A 22551-nucleotide genomic window follows, 5' to 3' on the forward strand; every position below is an offset into this window, starting at 1 on the left:
CCATCTTGATTACTTGTAGAACGTAAATTCAGCCAAGAACTTCTATGTCTTTGAGAGTAAAGGTTGGTTTGTCGGGCCGCTTCTCAAAAACTTTATCGGCGATATAGCGAATTTTCTTGCCAAAATGCTTAGCGTCGTTGAGCTTCTTGAAAAGTTTCGTGTCTTGTATTACAAAGTCTTTGGATGCCTCTACAATTCCAACGGAATCAAAAATATTCAGATACGCCGTATTACGAAACTCTCGAAAACCGTCGACTGTCGCCAGTCCGGAAACTTTTTCTGCGGGAGGAAGATCAAATTCGAAGTTGTCAAACTCATCATAAAATCCAGTAGGTGCATTAGTCGAATTCAGATTTTCAATTCCAAACGGATGTGCGATTTTTATGCCGGACATGCGTTTACGTAGCTCATTAATCTGATCTGTAAGAAATACGACTTCCGGGGCAAGGAGCCCGGTTGACTCATCTCTGAAGAATAAATCCGGCTGGCTTTGCTGGACTCTGGCGCAGACGAATCCAGTGACATGAGATAGCTTCTCCGCTATTTCTCCAGCCTCATCAGAACCAACTAAAAATAAACACGTTCTCTGGTTCCGACTAATCTTAGAATTCTTGGCAGTCAAGTTTCGAGTAGACACGCTGACGTCGACTCCTGAGTAAAATTTTTCTATAACAGCGTTACATATGCATTTTAATTCGCCGGCAAATTTTTTCCGCACTCGAGAGCCAACATCTTCATCATCATCGGTTGCAACCCAGTCTTCATTGAGATGAGTAACCAAGGAGCTTTGCGGAAAAAGGTATGCGAAAGGGATCCCGAATTCTGTTAGCTTGCGACCCAGAAATTTTACTGATTCGAGCTCAAATTTTTCGCCAAGAGAATATTCTGTTTTTTTCATATCCGTTTCCATTTTTCGCTAGTTAAAATAGCTAATGTAATATTTGATAAAAAATTACTGCTTACTTTCCACATAAACGACATGCAGTTACTCAGTCGATGCACTATTTATAACTCAAGAAAACGGAAATTATTTAATCAGGAGGAAAAGTTGTACCTTGTAGGGTACAAAATGAAGCGAAAATTACTTTTAAGCCGTTCAAGTAATGAATAAAAGGCGTCGGAGTGAGGTCTGGCGCTCCGTGTCCTGAACTTAAACTCGTCTAGCGGTCAAGGAGTGGCTCACGCTAACTGAGCTAGAACACACAGTTAACAGTTAAGGAGTGACCGAGCTGTTTACGATGAAATTTCAGTAATTTTCGAATTGTTAATTACGAGATGAATCGAATAAGATCGAGGAAGATCTGGCACCCCATCATGTTAATGACGTGGCAATGGGGCTTGGTCACCTTGCTGCCTTGAACTCTACGACTACAATTCGTCTACAGAGAATTAAGATTCTGGGAAAAGACATCTGAGATCAATTTCAGCGGATAGGTAAGCAGACCCATACCGATAACGGCAGCGACGGTATGGCCTCCATGATTGGAGATGAATGCGGCCGGTTCGCTTGGTCACCTTAGTGCCTTCACCTCTACCTGACTTGCGAAAAGTTGTCGTTTAATTTGACGCTAATTTTAGGGGTGTTACGTTAGATCGTAGTTCACAAGCTTTGTTGTGACTATCTGGATGGTGAAACGGAGATATATTGAGGTGGCATATGACTAAAGAAATTCTACTAGACAAGAATTTTATTCGCGAGTCGACGAGTCGAGCAAAGGTAAGTGGTCGCAGCGTGGTACAGCAAATTGAATACGATGCCAAGATCGGCCGAATTGCCATTGATAACCCAGATCTAAGCTATGCATTTATTGAAAAAGCACTGCTAGCTAAAGATGAAATGGAGCGCGGTGAAATAGCGCCGTATGTTAGAAAAAGTAGCAAGACTCCCAAATTAAGTGATGAATGAGAGGCTCCTGTCTAATTGGTGTGATGTTTGTCTTCTTGGATATTAAGTTCGTCTAGTGATCAGGGTATATGGCTCGCAAAGGGCCGCGATTCGGGCTGAAGCTACAGCATGTCCTCTAATTTGACGGCCGATTTTATTGGGTTACCTTGATATCGTCGTAAACAAAAGGAGGTGACGATGTTAGTTGATAATTTAATATGGCACATCTACAGGGCCGGCACGAGTAGTGGTTTCGTTGAAATAGATCCGGGATACATGCTCCTCGACGCTGGTGAAGCTTCAGGGTACTACTACTCTGGCTGCTATATCGTTGAATTTGACTTTGATGTTGCTGAATTGTGGTTTATGGAGCGATCAATGTGCATGGAGCCTATCCCAATTCATAAGCCGAAAGATTTATATTTGGCATCATTGCTGTCCCATAAATATTCACATCAAGCATAGTTGCGGATGAATGTTGTTGTCGATTGGCTCCGGTGGATCACCTCTTAGCAAAGGCAGCAACTCTCTGCGCTCAAATAAATTGAGCTGCAAAAGGCGAATCATTTGCTGCAGGCTGCGATCAATTTGGCTACTGAACTTAATCCAAGCCAGCAGTAGATAGGCGCACATAGCAATCCAAATCTGGGTCATGACCGCGTTCTTGGACGTGCCGACAAAGGATTTGATTTTCAGGTTTTGCTTGATGCATTTGAAGAACAATTCAATTTTCCAGCGGGATTTGTAGATATCAGCAATGGTCTTGGCGGCAAGATGGAAGTTGTTGGTCAGAAACACATAGTGCTTGCCGGTTTCAGCATCACGGAAGCCGATCCGGCGCAAAGGAATTGGGCAAGTCTTTGCCTTTGCCCCGGTGATCAGTATGGTCTGATCACATGTCAGGCCTTTGGATTTAATGACCTCGCGGCGTTCGATAATACGGTACGTGGCATTACGTTTTTGTCGAGTAACGAAAAATATTCCTTTGTCATTCAGGGCCTTAAACCATGTGTAATCGGTATAGGCACGATCCATTACCACAATGCTATCAGCAGGGAATTCAAGGACGCGACCGACAGTGACATCGTGCTTTTTGCCATCGCTAATGCTGACAAAGCTGGGAAGTAGTCCGTCATGATCTAGGCCAATATGCACTTTTACTGCTCCTTTGGCACGACGGAATTTTGCCCAAGGGAACACGGAAAGACACAGGTCAATAGTTGTGGAATCGAGAGAATACAGTTTGTTCCCAAAGCGAAATCCATGTTTGGGCGCGACGCCTTGGCAGCGAGAAAGCAGTTTATGAAACAGCGCTTCGTAAAGCGTATAGGGCTGACTTTCATTCACGCGGGAAAGAGTGCTTCTCGACACATTACCGGTACCGAGGTGGTAAAGCCTGGCCGCTTGGGCAGACAGATTGCTGACGATATCGCGTAAGCTGGATCGGCCAGAAAATTGCGCCAAACTCAGCGCGACGAACTGAGACCAGCGCGACATTTTGCGCAGTTTTTGACCCTCGTGATGCTGTTTGGCGAGATTCTCAAATTCATGTCTCGATACGAGTTTTAACAATTGAGAAAATACCGTGTTATGATGTGCCAAGGCTTGAATCTCCCTGTTTTTACAGTGTTTGGTCGCACATCCATTGTAACAACTTGTTGGGATTCAAGCCCTTTTTATGTCAGATTTATGGGACAGCAATGATTTGGCATTAAATGAGTGGGCGCCAAATTTTAGATCCCTAGATTTGGAGCAATTGGGGATATGGGAATGATGGGAAATATGCGGATATCAACGTCGGAGGGGCCCGTGACAGCAAATCTTTCAGGTAAATTCCTAGAACTTCAATCTAACCCAGACGCCAGCGGTATTGTGCTGCCGGTCATATTTGAAATATTGGCTAAGTGGTCGTTCGGTGTAAAGGATCAAATGATTATTCTGGGGCTTGTCGAAGAGCAGACGCTGCATAGCTGGAGGGAGCACCCAGAAAAGGTTGAAATGACGCACGATCGTATAGACCGGGTCAGTTATATTCTGGGTATCTTTAAATCATTGGAAACCCTATTGCCCGATCCTCAAATCGCAGATAGCTGGCTAAGCACGCCGAATGACAATTCCTTTTTTAATGGAGCACCACCAAAATCTCGTTTGCTGACTTGCGCGATTGCCGACCTAGCGGCTGTGAGGAATTTTCTCAGCTCTCAAGAGGATCGGTAAAAAGTATCTTACATTTGAAAGTGAACTAGAAGTAGTGGGCGCAGAGCCCAGCTATAGATGTTGTAGGCATGTTTGTGGAATGTCTCGGGAATGTTGCTGGGAAAAGTGGAGAAAACGTGAAAACTAAAAAGTCACATGCCCGGTATGTAGTCAGAGTGAACGAAGATATTCACATGTTGATTCGGTCTGCGGCGGAGCTGTCAGGTAGCAGTATGTCTCAGCTTCTCATAGACGCGGCGGTGTCGAGGGCGCGGAAGGTGATTGGGCAGAAAACGAGCATAAAGTTAACTTTGCAGGGTGCAGAGAAAATGCACGCGGCCCTTGAGAATTCGCCTGTTACTTCGGATGCACTGCTGGATGCAGCTAAAAACTATAAGGACAAAAATTATAGTGAGACTCACTTTTCGGATGATCCGGAGGGGCAATAACTGCGCCAGTTTCGACATTGGGATGGAGCCTGTGAATACTTTCATGAATCCGGCCCTCCGTGGCGAATGCCTAGGGTGATCCCGCCCTGTCTATAAATACATATTTATAATCTCGGGAAAATTAATAGGCTTCTATTTGTATCGTTAATTAGCGAATTTCAAGCGACAATATCTGGAGAGCGGGTATCAAATTAACACCGCCTAAACATGTTGTCATCAGCTTAGCTTTTCCGTCAGTGCTTTACGGGTGAAATTGCTTAATTCATGGCGCTGTATAGCTTGAGCCAAATACGGTGGCGAGCGCTGATTCGACAAGCATTGATGTTACTGCTTCGTGGTCTATTCCAGGTTTTCTCACTAGTTGCATTCTAAGTGCAACTGCAAGGATTGATGTGAACACCACGAATACAGCAGAGGGTAAGTTGGTGTTGGGAAGTTCTGCATGGTGCTGAAGCGCATAGCTCCTAAATAAATCGGTGAAATGCCCTTCTATTTTATCGGCGGCAATGCTCAGGCGTCGCTCGCCATCGGAGCTTAGCAGTGCACGTATAAGAAGTGGTTGTGAATTGACGTAAAAAATAACGCTGGAGATAAGGACGTGACTAAAGTCTCTAAACCCGCTCAGCATTTCACTGCTCGCCACTAAGTCAAGTTGATCTTTAATCTCTTCTGCTAAGGCGAGTGATACAGCATCTAGTAGCTGCTCTTTATTCTCAAAATACTGGTACATCGTCCCGACGCTCACCCCTGTGCGGTTGGCCACGGCTGAGGTGTTGAAGCCGTCAAGTCCGTGCTCGCTTAAATGTTCTCGGGCGGCTTGCACAATATCCCTAACAATCAATTTCGATCGCTGTTGTTTCGGCTGGCGGCGCATAAACGCGAATGCTCCTACGAATAGTTGAATGGTTTAGCATAGACCTATTCGGGAATAGTACTACATGATTGATATATAAAGATAAATATCTGATTGCAAAGGCGAATATTAGCTGAGTAAGGCATCGAGATAGACTTTGTGCCCTGTAATTTGTATCGGTGCGGCAGGAAAATAGCGGCGCCGATAATTTGTTTAGGGGCAAAATAAGATGACTGCACATATCACGCAAATATTATACCGGGCAGCGCAGCTGCATGGGGATTCTCCGGCGTTGGAGTTCCAATCGGTATCAAGAACTTGGCAGGAGACCCTTAGCCGGGTGCAGCATTTTGCGGGGGGGCTGAAGCATATAGGTGTTGAGGCAAACCAGCAGGTGGCGATTTTGGCGCTAAACAGCGCGGCTTATTTCGAGTGTCTGTTTTCCGTTCCGGCCCTTGGGGCACGAATAGTGCCGCTTAATGTGCGCTGGGCAGCGGCTGAAATAGACTTTGCCATTAAGGACTCAGAGAGTCAGACGCTAATTTTTGACCGCGCTTTTCTACCCGTTGTGGAGACTCTTCGGCATTCTTGCGCCGCAGTCACTCGCTATGTGTTTATTGATGATGGTGGTGATTGCCCAGTTTGGGCTCTGTCGATGGAAGGTTTACTCAGTTCATCTAAGCCATACCTCGATTTAGCGAACAATGATAATGACCTCGCTGGCATCTTTTACACTGGTGGCACCACTGGTTTTCCCAAGGGCGTTATGTTGCAACATGCTGCGTTAATGAGCAGTGCGCTGTGCGTGGTTGCCGCCGTTGAAGCAAATAGTACAAGCGTTGCTCTGCACGCCGCGCCAATGTTTCACCTTGCGGATCTAACCTCGTGTTTTGCGTATACGATGCTCGGCGCCAAGCATGTGATTGTGCCCATGTTTGAGCCTCAGTCTGTGGCGAGTTGCCTCACCCAGCATGCGATTACAGATTTGCTGCTAGTGCCTACAATGATTCAACTGCTTATGGACAGCCCGGCCTTCCAAGAGCACGGCTTTGCTCAGGTTAATAACCTGCTTTACGGTGCCTCGCCAATGCCTGAAGGGCTCTTGGTGAAAGTCTTAGAGGGGCACCCTAATGTCAGTTTAATTCAAGCCTTTGGGCAGACGGAGATGGCCCCGGTTATAAGCCTTCTCGTGGGTTCTGACCATTCATTAACGGAAAATAAAAAGTACTTATTGCGCTCCGCTGGTCGCGCAGTACCGTCGGTAAGTATCGAAATTAAGGCAGAGGATGGCACCTTACTCGACGCCGGCCAGGTTGGCGAGGTTTGCGCGCGTGGCCCCAGTGTCATGGCGGGCTATTGGCGAAATCCGTCAGTAACTGCAGAGACTATCGTAAATGGCTGGCTCCATACTGGAGATGCAGGCTATATCGACGACGATGGTTACTTATTCATAGTAGACCGCATCAAAGACATGATCGTCACGGGCGGTGAAAATGTCTATTCGGCAGAGGTTGAAAATGTATTATCAACAATGCCAGGGATTCAGCAAGTTGCCGTGATTGGCGTTCCCGACTCTCAGTGGGGCGAGCGTGTACACGCTGTTGTAATGCTTGCGCAGAGTAAAAACTACACGTCAACAGATCTAATTGAGCACTGTAAACAGCACATTGCGACCTACAAATGCCCGAAATCCATTCAGTTTACAGCGGAGCCTTTGCCTCTGTCTGGTGCGGGAAAAGTCCTGAAGCGTGAGTTGCGCGACGCGTATATCGCGAGTGAGGCGAGTTCGCGCGAACGGGATCTATCTAAATGCGAATGAATGCTGAGTAGCAACCCCAAAAAGCGTATATAACGCCGACGTTGAATGCTTAATATTAATTTAATCCATTGAATTTAAAAGATTATTTAAATTTAGGCGAAGGCGAATTTTTGGTGAGTCAAAAACTGAATATTCTGTTAGCTGCAGAATAACTAATTCAAAAGGTGTCAGTGTTGTTAAATTTTGAACCGTCAAACAGTAGCGTTGCTTCTCTGGAACGAGATCCGATCGTGATTATCGGTGCCGGGTTCGGCGGGCTGGCAATGGCCAAGCGTTTAATGGATCAGGGTATTGAAGACTTTTTGGTGTTTGAGCGGGCCGATGATATCGGTGGTACGTGGCGCGATAACACTTATCCGGGCTGTGCCTGTGACGTGGCTAGTAATCTGTACTCCTTGTCATTTGCGCAAAATCCTAATTGGACGCGAACTTATGGTAGTCAAAAGGAGATATTTGCCTACCTGCGGGACGTCACGGCCACGTTAAATTTGCGTAAAAAAATTCGATTTGGGCATGAGTTATTGAGCGCTCGATGGGTTGAAGAGCGGCTAGCATGGTGTATTGAGACGTCGGCAGGGCATCACTATGCCCGAGTGCTTATTACCGCCACAGGACCTTTCGGGAGTCCAGTTATTCCTGCGCTGGAGGGCCAAGATCAATTCGGGGGGCGCTCTTTTCATAGCTTCAATTGGGATCACGAGTACGATTTTACGGGTAAGCGAGTCGCCGTGATTGGCACCGGTGCAACCGCGGCTCAAATTGTTCCTGAGTTACAAAAGGAAGCGAAGCAGGTCAATGTGTTTCAGCGCACACCAACTTGGATACTGCCGCGCCTAGATTCAGAAACAAGCGCCTTTAAGCGCGGAATATACCGGCGTATACCGCTATTGCAAAAAATGGTGCGAAGCGCGTGGTATTGCGCATATGAGGGTATTGTCGGTCTTCCTCAATATGTTCACCCCATTTTTCTTGGCGGCTTTGAGGCTATTGGCCGTTGGCATATCCGTCGGAATATTGATTCTCCAAAGTTGCGATCAAAGTTGACGCCGGACTTTAGGTTCAATTGTAAGCGCACATTGCTAAGCGATGCATACTATCCAGCATTAAATATGGCAAATGTGGATCTGATTACTGACGGTATCGCCCGGTTCTATGAGGATGGTATTGAGACCGACAAAGGCGACAAAATCGACGTCGATGTTGTGGTTTATGCTACCGGATTTCAAGTGCCGAATGATCAGTTTAACCGCATATTTAGCCGTGACGGGCAGAGCCTATCCTCTGTATTTAAGGAAGATATGAGTGGTGCTTATCTCGGTACCTCGGTAAGCCGCTTCCCGAATATGTTCACCATGCTCGGGCCGTTCTCTGCGGCGGGCAACCAATCAGCAATTTTCATGCTGGAATCCCAGGCTGAATATATCGCAATGGTCATGGCTGAGCTTGATCGCGACGACATTGCTAGCATTGACGTAAAACCCTCAGCACAAACTAAATTTGTCGCCGATGTCCATAAAAAAAGTCAGCGAGTAAGTTGGGTCGCCGGTGGATGTAAGAGTTACTACCAAGACAAGAACGGGCAGAACCTAGGCTTATGGCCGGATTGGAGTTTCCGATATCGGCGCACCTTGTCGTCATTTCAGCGGCAAGACTTTAACTGTGTTTACCGACGAGACGTCAAAGTTGCGCCAACGGACTACCCGCAAACTGAACCCTCAGCGTGCGCGAAATAGGACGAATTTAACTTATGTATCAACTTCATAATAAAACGGTATTTATCACAGGCGCTGCGCGCGGATTAGGCGCAGAGATAGCCCGCAGACTACATAAGCTTGGTGCAAATGTGGCGCTTATCGGTCTTGAGATTGACCGTATGGACGCTATTTGCGCCGAACTAGTCACCCGTTGCATCGCAATTGAAGTTGATGTTACCGATGCAGACTCTTTAGTTAACGCGGCGGAAGTGGTCAAACAGCGTTTAGGTCCAATCGATATCGCAGTGGTGAACGCAGGAGTGCTGCATGTCGGAAATTTTTATAGTGCTAGTAGCACGGGCTTTGACAGAACACTCGACGTTAATTTACATGGAGTTATAAATAGTATTAGAGCGGTTTTACCGCAGATCGTCAGTCAGCGTGGTTATATTCTTAATATCGCCTCTGTGGCAGCCGTCATTAACGGCCCACTGGTCGGTGCCTACGCTACCGCGAAAGCCGCGGTAGACGCGTTAAGCAATAGTTTGAGGATTGAGCTGGCGCGCAAGGGCGTATCCGTGGGCTGTGCTTACTTTGGTGCCATCGATACAGACCTAGTGCATGGCTCCAGAAAACACCCAGCCATGGCGACGATGGAAGCCTCTCTGCCAAAATTTCTTGGCGCCGAAATCAGCGTAGAGAAAGCAGTTGCGGTCATTGAAACAGCCATTAAAAAACGCTCTAGCCGAGTTTGGGCGCCAAAATGGATTGCACTCATTTATGCATTTCGTGGCGTGTTACAGCCTTTAGTGGAGTGGCGGTACTCAGGAAGCGACGACTTAGCGGCGGCATTGGATATTGCCGACAGTGAAGAAGAGAAAGGCAGCAGTGCGCAAGATCTAAAACTTGGTGCCGCTGTAAACGTTTTGCGAGAAGAAACAGAATACTAATGGAGAGCAACATGAGCATACATAATATTAAACCGCGTCGAATGGATTTCCAGTTCGATGGCGAGGTAGACAGAGACTGGTTGGCGAACAACCCTTTTCTTACGCATTTTTTCACCGGGTTTGCGGCGCAATTTCCAGAAGGTGAGCGTTTTATGATTGATGCGGTGAAGCATTATCGTAATCAGCTTGATAAGCAGTCAAATCTTAGTCGTGAGGTTGCCGGGTTTATTGGTCAAGAGGCTCATCATGCATATGCTCACGATCAACTTAATGACTTTTTGGCAGGGCAGGGTGCACCTACCGTCGCAATTGATAAGCAAACCAAATTTGCAATAAAAGTAATCAAGAAAATATGTGGACCAAAGGCACAGCTGGCAATGACGGCCGGTTTAGAGCACTTTACCTCAATGTTTGGTACAGCGGTATTGCGCAACCCTGAAATTGCTGAATCGGTGCATCCAATGATTCGTCCCATGTTTGTTTGGCATGCCATTGAGGAAGTTGAGCACAATACCGTTGCGTATGATGTGTACCAGCAGTTAGACGGTAGTTATGTTCGCCGTATCGCCATGTACCTTGTGTCAACTGTATTGCTAATGACCTTTATCCTACTTTCGCAGTTACGTTTGGCAATTAATGATCCTCGCGCATTGGCACCAAAGTCTATATTTGGCGGTATAAAGTGGATGTTCGGATTTGGTAAAAATTCAGGCTATATACGACGTATGACGCCGGAATTTCTGCAATATTTCAAGCCTAGCTTTCACCCAGCGAACGATGAAAAGCAAGAAATGCTGGAAACCTGGCGCGAGGAAATGGCATCACTCGAAGCACGGTTTTTGTACAAGCGCACTGCGTAAAACCAGTTGATAGCAACCTAATAATTTAGTGTGAGTGTTATGACAGTTAAAATGATGAAAATTCCCGCCTTGCTATCTGCAGCGTTTGTGTCCGGTCTAGCCCAGCAAGCTTGGTCAGCAGGGGTGCTCGAAGAAGTGATAGTTACGGCTCAGCATCGCAGTGAGAGTTTGGCCGACGTACCAGTGTCCGTTAGTGCGGTCTCTGGCGACAAACTTTTCGAAGCCGGCATTAATAAAATGGAAGATTTGGCAGCGTATGTCCCCAATTTAAAAATGGCGGAAGGCGGCGTTGGCACCTTGATTTTCATTCGCGGTATTGGTTCCGGTGAAAATCAAGGCTTTGAACAATCAGTCGGCACTTACGTTGATGGTGTTTACTACGGCCGTGCACAGCTTGCTCGAGCGCCTTTTCTTGATTTGGCCCAGGTCGAGGTATTACGAGGACCGCAGAATATTCTGTACGGTAAAAACAGTGTGGGTGGCGCGATATCGGTTCGGACCGCTAGCCCCAGTCAAGACTCCGAGATACTTGCCTCGGTAACAGGTGATCCTGAATACAACGAATATACCACGGACGTCGTTTTTTCTGGCCCGGTGAATGATAGCTTTGGGCTGCGTTTCGCAATGCGTGCTCGCCAGACTGACGGTTATATGATTAACCAAATCAGCAATGAACCTGAGCCGCAGCGAGAGGAGTTAACCGCAAGACTCAAAGGCGTCTGGGACATGCCCAGTGACAAAACATTAACGGTAAAGCTTGAACACGGCATTTTTGATGTTGTAGGCCGACAGTTTGAGGTGATATCTGATGATCCTTCACCTTCCGACATTTTCCTGTTTAATGGCAGAACCTACGGTGAAATTGTAAGTGATACCAATGCGGGTGTGCCGATTGGCAATACGACCTATGGCTTGGTGCTAAATGAACACCCTTCGGTGCGTGACCATACTCCAGATTATCGCACTTCTCGCCAAGAAGATTACAGCAACAACAAAACGTACAACCTTACCAGTCAGCTCGATTGGAACGGTGATAGCGGCGGCATCTACAATCTTATTTTCGCGCACATGATGTACTCATATGATGAACTCTGTGATTGCGATTACACCGGTGCAGATCTTCTTCAGGCAGAATTCTCGGAGGACTACCAGCAGACGAGTCTAGAGTTCCGCTGGCTGTCCGATCAGGGCGACAATTGGGAATATATCGGTGGTGGTTACCTGCAATACAGCGAAGTCGATTTCCAGGATCGCGTAATTGTCTCTAGTGACCTTGCACCACAATTGATTAATGCGGCGGATATCCTCGAAGGCGGAGCCCGCGGTGACATTGATCCCGGGCTTGGAAATATATTAGACCCAAGGACGACACTGGGTATAGGTGATGCTGGTAACGAGTTGGTCGGATTTTCTGCACCTAGAACCTTTATCTCAGAATCTACGATTGCATCTGCATTTTTGCAGGCTACGTGGCTTGCTACAGACTACTCTCGCGTGATTTTCGGTGGTCGTTATACGTGGGAAAGAAAGACCGGTGCACGGAAGTTTGATTTTGCGGGCGCAGACGGTGAGATCATGCCCGTTGGTGAAATAGATACGGTGGCAGCGATTAGTTTCGCTGGCGAGCGCCATGATTTACGGGGGCAGCGTGAAGAAGGCCAGTTCGCTCCTTCGCTAAAGTATCAATACTATCCAAGCGACGACGTAATGCTGTATGCGAGTTGGGCGCGGGGCTATAAGTCTGGTGGCTATGATGCCCGATCCAATTCAAGTCCGGATCCAAGCTTAACCCCACTCAATCCAAATGTATTGGGTTGTACTAATGGTGGCGTTGCCGACGGATGTAATCAGGTGTCGCTGGTCGGTAGTTTTGAGTATGACCGTGAAGAAGCCGATACCGTTGAGCTAGGCAGTAAGTCGAGTTTCTTAGGCGGCGTCGCGGAGTTGAATATGGCCTTGTTCTATACTAATTTCCGCGATCTCCAGGTTTCTATTTTTGACGGTACACTCGGTTTTAATGTCGGCAACGCTGCAAGTGCGGTTTCATACGGTCTAGAAATGGATGGTCGCGTGGCGCTGAGTGCCAACTGGCTGCTCGCCGCGGGCATATCGGTAATGTCCTTTGAGTATGAAGACCACGAAAAAGGAACCTGTGTACAAGGTCAGGAACCGGATGTGGTAGGTTCGCCAACCTGCGATTACTCAGGGAAAACCGGGCAATTCGTGGCTACATACTCGGGGAATGCGGTACTTGGGTATGAGTCTGAGTTGACTGACAGTCTGTTGTTCCGCGGCAATATTGACGCAATATTTAGCGATTCTTATAACCCCTCGCCAAATCTAGATCCCCGTGTTGAACAAGAGGCATACGTTGCTTTCAACGCACGGTTAAGTATTTCTACAATAGATAATATGTGGGACCTTGCCTTGGTTGGCAAAAACCTAACCGACGAGCGCGTATATCTGTACGCCAACGACACGCCAATGGTTAACACTATTACGGGCGGCACGTCGCATATTGCTGTTGTTGGCCCCCGCCGTAGCATAGGTATGCAGGCAACTTACAGATTCTAGATGGGCGACGTTTATGGAAGACTTAATTCCCTACATCGTTATGCCATTTGTCGTGGCCTTTGTGGGCTGGGCAACGAATGTGGTTGGTCTGCAAATGATGTTTTATCCTGTCCAGTGGCGGGGCGTTGGGAAGAGCATAGGATGGCAGGGAATTATCCCGCGTATACGCGAACGATTTACTCGGGATTTAGTTACTAAAACAGTTGTTAAAGTTTGTACACCAGCGGAGATGCTAAACGCATTAAATGATGACGATGCGCTCGGTGAAATGAGCGTGCTTATTCGTTCACAAATCGAAGAAGCGGTCGATGACTTCATGCAAAGCAATGGCGTTAAGTTATGGTCTATTGCGCCGGATATGGCACGTCAGCGAGTTTATAAACGAATATTGCATGATATCCCGTCTATATCTCGCTTAGTGATTCGGGAGATTACAGAGAACCGCGAATATTTGTTGGATATAGAGACGCTCGCGGTTTCAAGGGCCAAAGAACGTCCAGAAATACTCGGTGAATTAATTCTATCCATGTTCGGAACAGAATTTCGATTCATGAAGATTTCCGGTTTGTATATTGGATTCCCATTGGGGTGCCTACAGGCTCTGTGTTGGTATTTTATGCCGATCAACGCGCTTTTGCCTTTATTTGGATGCCTAGTCGGCGCGTTAACAAATTGGATAGCACTCAATATTCTTGCCTATCCCGCCAGAGGCGTGAAATTCCTAAACTGGGAGTTGCAAGGCCTAGTTCTAAAACGACAGAAGGACGTTTCATTAAGTTTCGCCGAAGTGTTTACTGAGAAATTTTTAAACACCAAAGATGTACTTGAATTTATATGGGATGGCGAGCGCGGTGACGAAATAAAGCGAATGATCAAGCGTCAGCTAAGAAATCATATGGAGTCAAAGCTATTTTCGAAAGGAATAGATTTAAGCGTGCGCTTGGCCTCTCGAGATGAACTTTATGATGAAAAGGCGCTGAAAGTACTAGAGAGCAATATTTTTCCATTACTGGATAACAGTAAAGTCAGTCGGACGTTAGTAAAACCAGTGCAGATGCTTTTAACGATGCGTATGCAGCAGATGCCACCTGAGCAGTTCCAGGAGCTATTTCTTCCAATTTTTCAACACGATAAATGGCTGGTGATTATCGTTGGAGCGATGCTTGGTGGCGCCGCTGGTTTACTGCAGCTTTTGGTATTGTTCAGTGATGGCCCTATTTTCAGTATAGGCTAAGCGAATATAAGGGAATATTAATGAGTAAGGTGGCTTTAATTTATTTTACTGGTTTTCTTCTAACGTTTTTTGGAGGGAGTGTGGCTTCTGCTAATGCTGCTAACGATAAGATAACACCGGCATTGGAGAGGCTTGGTGAAATATTGCCGGGCGAGCTCGTTACTAGAGGGGATGCGATTGAATACCGTAAATGGACTGCCTATAGCCCCGCTCGGAAAAACGTTTTATTTATTCATTTCCCTGCGAAATTAAGTATTAAGACAGAAGTCGATGCGCTTAAAAATCGCATAATTAAAGAACAATACAGCGTTGATTACTTGCGTGTTGTTACTGTTGCTGATTTCGATGATGCCCTTTGGGGGACAAAATCTTTGGCTGCGCTAGAGCTAAAAGCGAATAAAAAGTCGAATCCAGATGTTGAAGTCGTACGTGATAATACCGGAGCGGTCAGAAATGTCTGGTCATTACCTAAGAATACGCTTTTTGTCGCGCTGTTCTCTGCATCTGGTAAGCCAGTGTATCAACATACCGGTCCGATTTCTGAGTCAGAGATGAATGCGCTCCTTGAAAAAATTAACGAGCAATTGACGCGCTAATCGCCGCGGCTGCTTGCAATCATTGACCCAATATTTCAGTTTCGGGTGAAATACCATTTCAAAAACTAAGTGAGAATTTAGATGACAAATCACGCCTATATTTATGATGCCGTGCGCACTCCGCGAAGCAAAGGTAAGAAAGACGGCAGCTTGCATGAAGTGAAACCGATCGATTTGGGCGCCAGTCTGCTTAAGAGTTTACAGGCCCGTCACGACCTCGATACCGCTTATGTTGATGATGTTGTCATGGGCTGCGTTGGTCCGGTTGGCGAGCAGGGATCAGATGTGGCAAAAATGATAGTGCAAAATGCGGGCTGGGATGAGTCCGTGCCCGGTGTGCAGCTAGATCGCTTTTGTGCCTCAGGCCTAGAGGCGGTGAACTTCGCAGCCCAAAAAATTGCGTCCGGCTGGGAGGATCTTGTCGTGGCTGGTGGCGTTGAAAGTATGTCGCGAGTGCCAATGGGCTCGAATGGTGGCGCCATGGTTGGCGATACGGCATTTCAGCTTAAAATCGGATTTGTACCGCAAGGTATTGGTGCAGACGTTATCGCCAGTATTGAAGGTTGGAGTCGAGAGGATGTAGACGCATTTGCTCTGGAGTCACAGCGTCGGGCGGCATTTGCCCGTGACAACGGTTATTTTGACCGTTCTGTTGTCCCTGTGCTCGATAAAAATGGCTTAGTGATTTTAGACAAAGACGATTTCATTAAGGCTGACTCATCGATGGCGGGTCTAGCTAAGTTAAAGGCGTCCTTCGAGGCCATGGGTCAAATCGGCTTTAACGATGTTATTTTGCGTAAATACAATACTCTTGAAAAAGTAAATCATGTTCATACACCCGGAAATTCATCGGGAATTGTCGATGGCGCCTCAGCGGTTTTAATCGGCAGCGAAAAAGCCGGTAAAGATTTGGGTTTGACACCGCGCGGTCGGATTGTCGCAACCGCAGTGCTGTCCACCTGCCCTATTATTATGCTCACAGGACCTGGGCCAGCCGCACAAAAGGCATTGGCCAAAGCCGGCCTTAAAACCTCAGATATCGATCTCTGGGAAATTAACGAAGCCTTTGCATCCGTTGCTATGCGCTATATGAAGGATTTAGACATCAGTCATGAAATTACCAATGTAAATGGCGGTGCTATCGCAATGGGGCATCCGCTCGGTGCGACTGGCGGTATGTTAGTGAGCATTACGCTCGATGAACTCGAGCGCCGAGGTTTGAAGCGCGCCATGTTGTCACTCTGTGTCGGCGGCGGGATGGGAATCTCAACGATCATCGAGCGGTTATAGCTTCTCGCATCAATTAGTTCAATAGACAGTTAACCACCGAATTTAGGGATTAGCATGAGTGTATTTAAATACGAGAAAGACGCTGACGGCATAGTGACAGTGACTATGGACCAGACAGGTCCAGTCAATGCGATGAACACGGAATACCAGCTAGCAATGGCAGAAACAGTAGCCCGTATCGAACAGGAAGCGGCATTAAGTGGTGTTATTTTTGCTTCGGCAAAAAAGACTTTTTTCGCCGGCGGTGATCTTAATGATCTTTTGGCCGCGAAACCTGGTGATGAAGCATCGTTTATGGAAACTCTTGAAGCTATCAAGGGACCCTTACGACGTTTAGAAAAGTTACCTGTACCTGTAGTGGCGGCTATTAACGGCACGGCCTTAGGTGGCGGCTTTGAAATTTGCCTAGCGTGTAACTATCGAATTGCCTTTAATCATAAGTCTGTGCAGCTGGGCCTGCCGGAAGTCAGTCTGGGACTACTACCTGGCGGTGGCGGTGTTGTGCGCATGGTGAACTTACTGGGATTGCAGGCCGCCTTGCCCTATTTGCTTGAGGGCATGAAAGTAGTGCCGGAAAAGGCGCTAGCAGCCGGTATGATTCATGAAACAGTACAGTCTCTTGAAGAGCTTCTTCCTCGCGCAAAGGCGTATATCAAGGCAAATGCGGGTAACGTAGCCGCTGCAATTCAGCCTTGGGATCAGAGTGGCTTTAAGATTCCTGGGGGCAATGCGAGTTCACCTAAACTAGCGCAGTTATTGATGGCTGCACCGGCCATGCTGGCCGCAAAGACTCGAGGCCTCTTGCCAGCGCCTGAGCAAATACTAGATTGCGCTGTAGAGGCTGCGCGTGTGGACTTCGACACGGCACTGCGCATTGAAAGCCGCGGATTAACGTATTTGGTGATGACGCCTCAAGCCAAGAATATGATCACCACGTTCTTCTTCCAAATGAACGAGATCAATGGTGGTGCGTCACGTCCCCAAGGAATAGCACCACAGTTGACCAAAAAGGTAGGCGTACTCGGTGCGGGGATGATGGGGCAGGGCATTGCTTATGTCTCGGCGATGGCTGGTATAGATGTGGTTCTTAAGGATATCTCTTTGGATGCTGCTGAAAGAGGCAAAGCCTATACCGAGAAATTGCTGGCCAAGCGCGTTGCTAAAGGGCGCATGAGCGCTGACGAAAAAGCGAAGATCTTAGCGCGGATAATGCCTTCGGCAGAAAATGATGATCTCGACGGCTGTGACCTAATTATCGAGGCTGTCTTCGAAAACGTTGAGCTTAAAAATAAGATTATCCGCGCGACGGAAAAGCATTTAGATGATGATGGTATTTGGGGCTCGAATACCTCGACCTTACCCATAACGCAATTGGCTTTAGCCTCATCACGGCCGGCGAACTTTATCGGGATTCATTTCTTTTCGCCGGTCGATAAAATGCCTTTAGTAGAAATAATCTGCGGCGAACAGACCAGTGATACCGCACTTGCCAAAGCATTTGATTACGCCCGTCAAATTAGAAAGACGCCAATTGTTGTTAACGATTCTCTTGGCTTTTTCACCTCCCGCACCTTTGGTACCTATTTTGACGAGGGCGCTCGCTTGGTTGTTGAGGGCATGCACCCAAGTAAAATAGATAGTCTTGGTAAGGCTATTGGAATGCCAGTGGGGCCACTAACTGTTCACGATGAAGTGAGTCAGGAGCTGAGTCGTAAGGCCTTTGAAACGTGGGAGCAGATGGGCGTTGCCGATAAATGGGGTGAGCAAGACTCATTGCGCACTGTAATCGAATTTCTTACCGTTAAAAACGGGCGTGGCGGACGGCACCACAACGGCGGTTATTATGACTATGTTGATGGTGGAAAGACGCTTTGGCCGGGTGTGCTTGACGAGTACTACTGTAGCAACGCGCAAGTGCCAGATGACGATATTAAAGACAGGTTGCTATTCCGGCAGGTTATTGAAACGCTCAAGTGTTTGGAGTCCGGTGTTTTGCGCACGGTGGCCGATGGCAATATTGGGTCGGTCATGGGTATTGGCGCCCCAGTTTGGACCGGCGGGTTTTTGCAGTTTGTGAATACCTATGGTCTCGAGAAATTTCAGCGTCGCTGCGCGGAATTGGCAGATAAGTACGGTGACCGATTTAGCTGCCCGAGTATCGTCGGCGAGAAAATTCTCGAAGGAAGTATGTTTCGCTGATTAGTGAAGTAAATAATATACATCGTCAGGAGTTTAATGAGCATTGATCTCCTGCGTTTTAATTACTGTATGGAGTTTTTTGTGCGAAATTTTACTGAAGATCAGAGCATGTTCCGTGACGCATATCGGAAATTTATCCAGACTGAAATCGCGCCAAATATGGAGAAATGGCAAGAGCAAAATATTGTCGACCGTGATGCTTTCAAGCGCGCAGGCGAGCAGGGCTTTTTAATGATCTGGCCGGACGAAAAGTACGGCGGTATGGGGGATAGGGACTTTCGCTTTGAGCAGATTATTATTGAAGAAACAGTAAGGCAGGGCTGTGCTGAGTGGTTTAACACGTTACACAGCCGCTTAGTTGGTCCCTATATCGATCATTTGGGAACGGAAGAGCAAAAACAACGATTTTTACCAGCTTGCGTGTCAGGCGATAAAATTCTTGCTATCGCGATGACCGAGCCTGATGCCGGCAGTGATTTGGCCGGTATGCGTACCACTCTGAAGCAAGACGGTGATGATTTTGTTTTAAATGGTGCGAAGACCTATATCTCCAATGGTATCAATGCTGACTATGTGATTGTGGCGGGCAAGGCCGATATTAACGGTAATCCTCATGCAATGACGCTGTGTGTTGTCGAGCGTGGTATGGACGGCTTTGAGCGGGGGCGCAACCTAGATAAGATGGGATTGAAAGCACAGGATACCGCCGAATTATTCTTTTCTAATGTCAGAATCCCCAAAGAAAATATTCTCGGCGAACCCGGCAAAGGATTTTTCTATCTTATGCAGGGTTTGGCTGAGGAGCGTCTAATTGCCGCGGTTGGCTCTGTTGCTAACGCTCGGCATGCCTTTAATCTTACCCGCGAGTTTGTAATGAATCGCAAGGTGTTTGGTAAGCAACTGTCGGCAATGCAAAATACACAGTTTAAAATGGCGGAGATGGATGCTGAAATTCATGTCCTCGAAATTTTCGTGGATGAGTTGGTCTCGCTACACAACGATAAAAAGCTCACGGTGAATATGGCTGCAAAAGCGAAGCTGCAGACCACCGAAGTTGAATGGAAAATGCTTGATTTGGGTGTCCAGTTGCACGGCGGCGCGGGTTATATGAATGAGTATCCGATATGTAAAATGTTCACCAATGCACGTGTTAATCGAATTCTTGCTGGCAGTTCTGAGATCATGAAATTGATCATTAGCCGCGATATTTTTTCGGACATCTATGCCAGCAACTTAGATTGATAAATCAAGGAGATACCATGAGAAATTTTGAAACGATTAATTTTTCCGTTGCTGACCGGGTTGCGACAATTAGTTTAAATCGCCCTAAGGCAATGAATGCAATCAGTCAGCTTATGCGCCAAGAGCTGCTTAAAGCGATCGAAGATTGCGAGCAAAATGAAAATGTACGCATTGTTGTTATTCGGGCGGAGGGCCGTGGCTTTAGTGCTGGAACCGACTTAAGTGAAGGCTTGGCGGGGTTCGATACGATCGAGGAGCAAATTCAACGCGAATACAAACCTGTAATAATGGGTATCGTTAATTCAGATAAATTGTATATTAGCGCCATACACGGCGCCTGTGCCGGAATTGGCGCCGCATTGGCTATGGTCTGCGATCTGGCCATAATGGCAGACAACGCTTATTTGTATCTGCCATTTGCGGGATTAGGTCTTGTGCCGGATGGTGGTATGAGTCACTTCGTGGTGAACGCAATGGGATACAAAAAAGCAATTCAGTTATTCGCGGAGTCAGGCCGCTTACCTGCAATTGATTGCGAAAAATATGGCTTCGTCAATAAGGTGGTTAGTGCTGAGGACCTTGAGAGTGAAGCGCAATCTTGGGCGGCAACCCTGGCCAAGGGGGCGCCTTTGGCACAGAAGTTCACTAAACAAATTATGCGCTCTGTAGCAGACTCTCAATATGTAGACGTCTTGGATAAAGAGGCAAGGCTGCAAACTGTGTGCTCGACAAGTAGTGATAGTCAAAAAGCCGTGATGGCATTTTTTGAAAAGAAGGAAGCCATTTTTACGGGAGAGTAGTTGTTCTGTTGTTAGAGTTTCTCCTTTATTTCCCCATGCGTCGCTAAGGTGCATTTAACTTCATGGATTTCATGATGTTGGATGCTGGTACTGGGGCTCTCTAAAACTAGCTTCATGTTGGTGAATTATGAAAAATAGTGGTCCCTTATCCGGTGTTAAGGTCGTTGAGTTTGGGGGAATTGGTCCCGGGCCATTCGCCGGTATGTTGTTCGCGGATATGGGGGCAGATGTCATCGTGATCGAGCGGAAGTCCAGCTCTAGTAGTGCTGATCAAGCGGCTTCATCCGCCGCGATGTTTCTGAATCGCGGTAAACGATCAATTGCGCTTAATATGAAGTCTGCTGAAGGCGTTCAGCTAGCGCTAAGGCTCGTAGATAGCGCAGATGTATTGATTGAAGGCTTCAGGCCAGGCGTTATGGAGCGCTTAGGTGTTGGGCCTGATGTGTGTCTTGCGCGAAATCCGAAGTTGATCTTTGGCAGAATGACCGGTTGGGGGCAGACTGGGCCATTAGCGCAGGCTGCCGGGCACGATCCTAATTACATCGGTATATCTGGTGCGCTTTGGTACGGTGGGCGACCCGGTCACGCGCCTACAGCGCCATTGACCTCTGTTGGTGATATTGGTGGTGGGGCAATGGTCTTATGCTGGGGTGTTCTTTGTGCGCTTATGCAAGCCAGAGAATCAGGGGTGGGTCAGGTAGTCGATGCAGCGATTACCGATGGTTCTGCATATACATCTAGTTTGTTACTGTTGATGCGAAATACTGGGCAGCTGGCCGAGAACCTAGGGCAAGGCTGGGCTGATGGTGCAGCCCCTTGGAATGAAACATACCAGTGTGCAGATGGCGGGTTTATCACAATCTGTGCATTGGAGCCAAAGTTCTATCAAGAGCTACTACAGAGACTGGATCTTACAGAGCATAGAGCTTTTCGGAGTCAGTGGGATACCTCCGCTTGGGGGGAAGGGAAGGGAATACTCAGCTCATTGTTCAATACACAAAGTAGAGATCATTGGTGCGAGCTTCTCGAAGGTACGGATGCGTGCTTCTCGCCCATTCTTAGTTTTGAGGAGGCAGAAAGACATCCACATAATATAGCTCGGGGGACCTACATCCGTGTTAACGATGTTTTGCAACCGTCGATAGCGCCCAAGATGAGTAATTATCAGGCTGTAGTGGGAGCGCCGCCTCTTGTTGGTCAAGATGGGGGTGCAATACTAACCGAGCTCGGTCTCGGGGCGGGTGCCATTGATTCCCTGAGAAATCAGGGTGTGATTTAAGTGTAAAATTTCTACACACATGAATTATTGTTACTCATTTTGATTTCTAATAATGTCAATTGGCGTCCTTGAACTTTTGCATCAAGCGCTGTGCTAATGGCAGTGTAAGTTCGCTAGGGAAGTACGTGTAGATCTGTGTTTGTATGGAGGTCCATGCTGCAATCCTTTCAATTGCATTGCCTTGGCCATCCAGTGCCAAATCGACCAGCGCGTCTAAATAGTCTCTCGATCCTTGCCCCAAAACCAGCAGGTAGATCCCGCGAGCAATACAGCGTATCTCACGGTCAGTAAGTGCTTTTGCTGGAATAAAGCTTGGCTGTAGTGGCTCGGTTATTACGCCAATAGCCACTTCCAGCCTTATGTCATCGAGATGTTGAGTCAGTACGTCGGACGCGTATTCCATTAGCATGTCAGTACGCCCGACTTCGATGTGGGCGAAGCGAGATATTAGCCATGATTGTACGGCTTGTTCATTATTCGATTCGCGGCCAGTACCGAGAATGGCGACTAAATCATCGTTGTAACAGGTCGAAAGACGGCTGTTGATTACCTTTGCTAGTGAGCGGGCAGTTTCTTTGGTTAATGTGTTCATAGTGTCTCCTGTTGGCGTTTAGCGCCATCATCTTTGTTC

20 protein-coding genes are annotated in these 22551 nt (G+C 47.2%); 16 read left to right on the plus strand and 4 right to left on the minus strand.

What is annotated here, in order from left to right; all coding sequences use genetic code 11:
• Positions 1–28 precede the first annotated feature (28 nt).
• Positions 29–898, minus strand: coding sequence for a hypothetical protein (locus AZF00_RS02565; protein WP_062383034.1), 870 nt, complete (start codon positions 896–898; stop codon positions 29–31).
• 759 nt (positions 899–1657) lie between these two features.
• Here AZF00_RS02565 and AZF00_RS02570 point away from each other — a divergent pair.
• Both AZF00_RS02570 and AZF00_RS02575 read left to right on the plus strand, forming a co-directional pair.
• The gene (locus tag AZF00_RS02570) at positions 1658–1906 is read left to right on the plus strand and encodes a TA system antitoxin ParD family protein (RefSeq protein ID WP_062383037.1); all 249 of its coding nucleotides are present in this window, start codon (positions 1658–1660) and stop codon (positions 1904–1906) included.
• Positions 1907–2083: 177 nt separating this feature from the next.
• Entirely contained in the window at positions 2084–2350 is a 267-nt protein-coding gene (locus AZF00_RS02575) for a hypothetical protein (RefSeq protein ID WP_062383039.1), read from the plus strand.
• On the opposite strand, the gene AZF00_RS02580 is transcribed toward AZF00_RS02575, so the two are convergent.
• Positions 2336–3487 (minus strand): IS4 family transposase, encoded by a 1152-nt coding sequence (locus AZF00_RS02580; protein ID WP_062383042.1) that lies wholly within the window; start codon positions 3485–3487, stop codon positions 2336–2338. The genes AZF00_RS02575 and AZF00_RS02580 overlap by 15 nt on opposite strands.
• A 207-nt stretch (positions 3488–3694) precedes the next feature.
• Here AZF00_RS02580 and AZF00_RS02585 point away from each other — a divergent pair, with 207 nt between their 5' ends.
• Positions 3695–4102, plus strand: coding sequence for an antitoxin Xre/MbcA/ParS toxin-binding domain-containing protein (locus AZF00_RS02585; protein WP_231856183.1), 408 nt, complete (start codon positions 3695–3697; stop codon positions 4100–4102).
• A 116-nt stretch (positions 4103–4218) separates the two neighbouring features.
• Positions 4219–4530, plus strand: coding sequence for a type II toxin-antitoxin system TacA family antitoxin (locus tag AZF00_RS02590; protein WP_197465709.1), 312 nt, complete (start codon positions 4219–4221; stop codon positions 4528–4530).
• Between the two features lie 262 nt (positions 4531–4792).
• Here AZF00_RS02590 and AZF00_RS02595 read toward each other — a convergent pair whose 3' ends face one another.
• Positions 4793–5404 carry a TetR/AcrR family transcriptional regulator gene (locus AZF00_RS02595; protein WP_062383048.1) on the minus strand — a complete coding sequence of 204 codons (612 nt, stop codon included), beginning with the start codon at positions 5402–5404 and terminating at the stop codon, positions 4793–4795.
• Between the two features lie 208 nt (positions 5405–5612).
• On the opposite strand from AZF00_RS02595, the gene AZF00_RS02600 reads away from it, so the two are divergent.
• The 12 genes from AZF00_RS02600 (at position 5613) to AZF00_RS02655 (ending at position 21920) form a co-directional block, all read left to right on the plus strand.
• Positions 5613–7202 carry a long-chain-fatty-acid--CoA ligase gene (locus AZF00_RS02600; RefSeq protein WP_082793647.1) on the plus strand — a complete coding sequence of 530 codons (1590 nt, stop codon included), beginning with the start codon at positions 5613–5615 and terminating at the stop codon, positions 7200–7202.
• Between the two features lie 173 nt (positions 7203–7375).
• Positions 7376–8935: a flavin-containing monooxygenase gene (locus tag AZF00_RS02605; RefSeq protein ID WP_156474840.1), complete on the plus strand. Its 1560-nt coding sequence runs from the start codon at positions 7376–7378 to the stop codon at positions 8933–8935.
• A gap of 14 nt (positions 8936–8949) precedes the next feature.
• Positions 8950–9846, plus strand: coding sequence for a short-chain dehydrogenase/reductase (locus AZF00_RS02610; RefSeq protein ID WP_062383057.1), 897 nt, complete (start codon positions 8950–8952; stop codon positions 9844–9846).
• An 11-nt stretch (positions 9847–9857) separates the two neighbouring features.
• Positions 9858–10706 (plus strand): metal-dependent hydrolase, encoded by an 849-nt coding sequence (locus AZF00_RS02615; protein ID WP_062383060.1) that lies wholly within the window; start codon positions 9858–9860, stop codon positions 10704–10706.
• Between the two features lie 39 nt (positions 10707–10745).
• Positions 10746–13280: a TonB-dependent receptor gene (locus AZF00_RS02620; protein WP_231856184.1), complete on the plus strand. Its 2535-nt coding sequence runs from the start codon at positions 10746–10748 to the stop codon at positions 13278–13280.
• A 13-nt stretch (positions 13281–13293) separates the two neighbouring features.
• A complete protein-coding gene (locus AZF00_RS02625) occupies positions 13294–14514 on the plus strand; it encodes a DUF445 domain-containing protein (protein WP_062383063.1) in 1221 nt (406 codons plus the stop codon).
• Between the two features lie 20 nt (positions 14515–14534).
• Positions 14535–15110 (plus strand): YtfJ family protein, encoded by a 576-nt coding sequence (locus AZF00_RS02630; protein ID WP_062383067.1) that lies wholly within the window; start codon positions 14535–14537, stop codon positions 15108–15110.
• Between the two features lie 81 nt (positions 15111–15191).
• Positions 15192–16400 (plus strand): acetyl-CoA C-acetyltransferase, encoded by a 1209-nt coding sequence (locus tag AZF00_RS02635; RefSeq protein WP_062383070.1) that lies wholly within the window; start codon positions 15192–15194, stop codon positions 16398–16400.
• A 54-nt stretch (positions 16401–16454) separates the two neighbouring features.
• Complete coding sequence (locus tag AZF00_RS02640; RefSeq protein ID WP_062383072.1) at positions 16455–18599, plus strand: 3-hydroxyacyl-CoA dehydrogenase NAD-binding domain-containing protein; 2145 nt, start codon at positions 16455–16457, stop codon at positions 18597–18599.
• Positions 18600–18635: 36 nt separating this feature from the next.
• Positions 18636–19841, plus strand: coding sequence for an acyl-CoA dehydrogenase family protein (locus tag AZF00_RS02645; protein ID WP_231856185.1), 1206 nt, complete (start codon positions 18636–18638; stop codon positions 19839–19841).
• Between the two features lie 17 nt (positions 19842–19858).
• A complete protein-coding gene (locus AZF00_RS02650; protein ID WP_062383074.1) occupies positions 19859–20641 on the plus strand; it encodes an enoyl-CoA hydratase/isomerase family protein in 783 nt (260 codons plus the stop codon).
• Between the two features lie 127 nt (positions 20642–20768).
• Positions 20769–21920, plus strand: a complete 1152-nt coding sequence (locus tag AZF00_RS02655) for a CaiB/BaiF CoA transferase family protein (protein ID WP_062383077.1) — start codon at positions 20769–20771, stop codon at positions 21918–21920.
• Positions 21921–21975: 55 nt separating this feature from the next.
• Here the strand turns inward: AZF00_RS02655 and AZF00_RS02660 are convergent, their stop codons facing one another.
• Complete coding sequence (locus tag AZF00_RS02660) at positions 21976–22512, minus strand: hypothetical protein (protein WP_062383078.1); 537 nt, start codon at positions 22510–22512, stop codon at positions 21976–21978.
• Between the last annotated feature and the right edge of the window lie 39 nt (positions 22513–22551).

Origin of the sequence: Zhongshania aliphaticivorans, assembly GCF_001586255.1 — a bacterium.
Lineage (GTDB): Bacteria > Pseudomonadota > Gammaproteobacteria > Pseudomonadales > Spongiibacteraceae > Spongiibacter > Spongiibacter aliphaticivorans.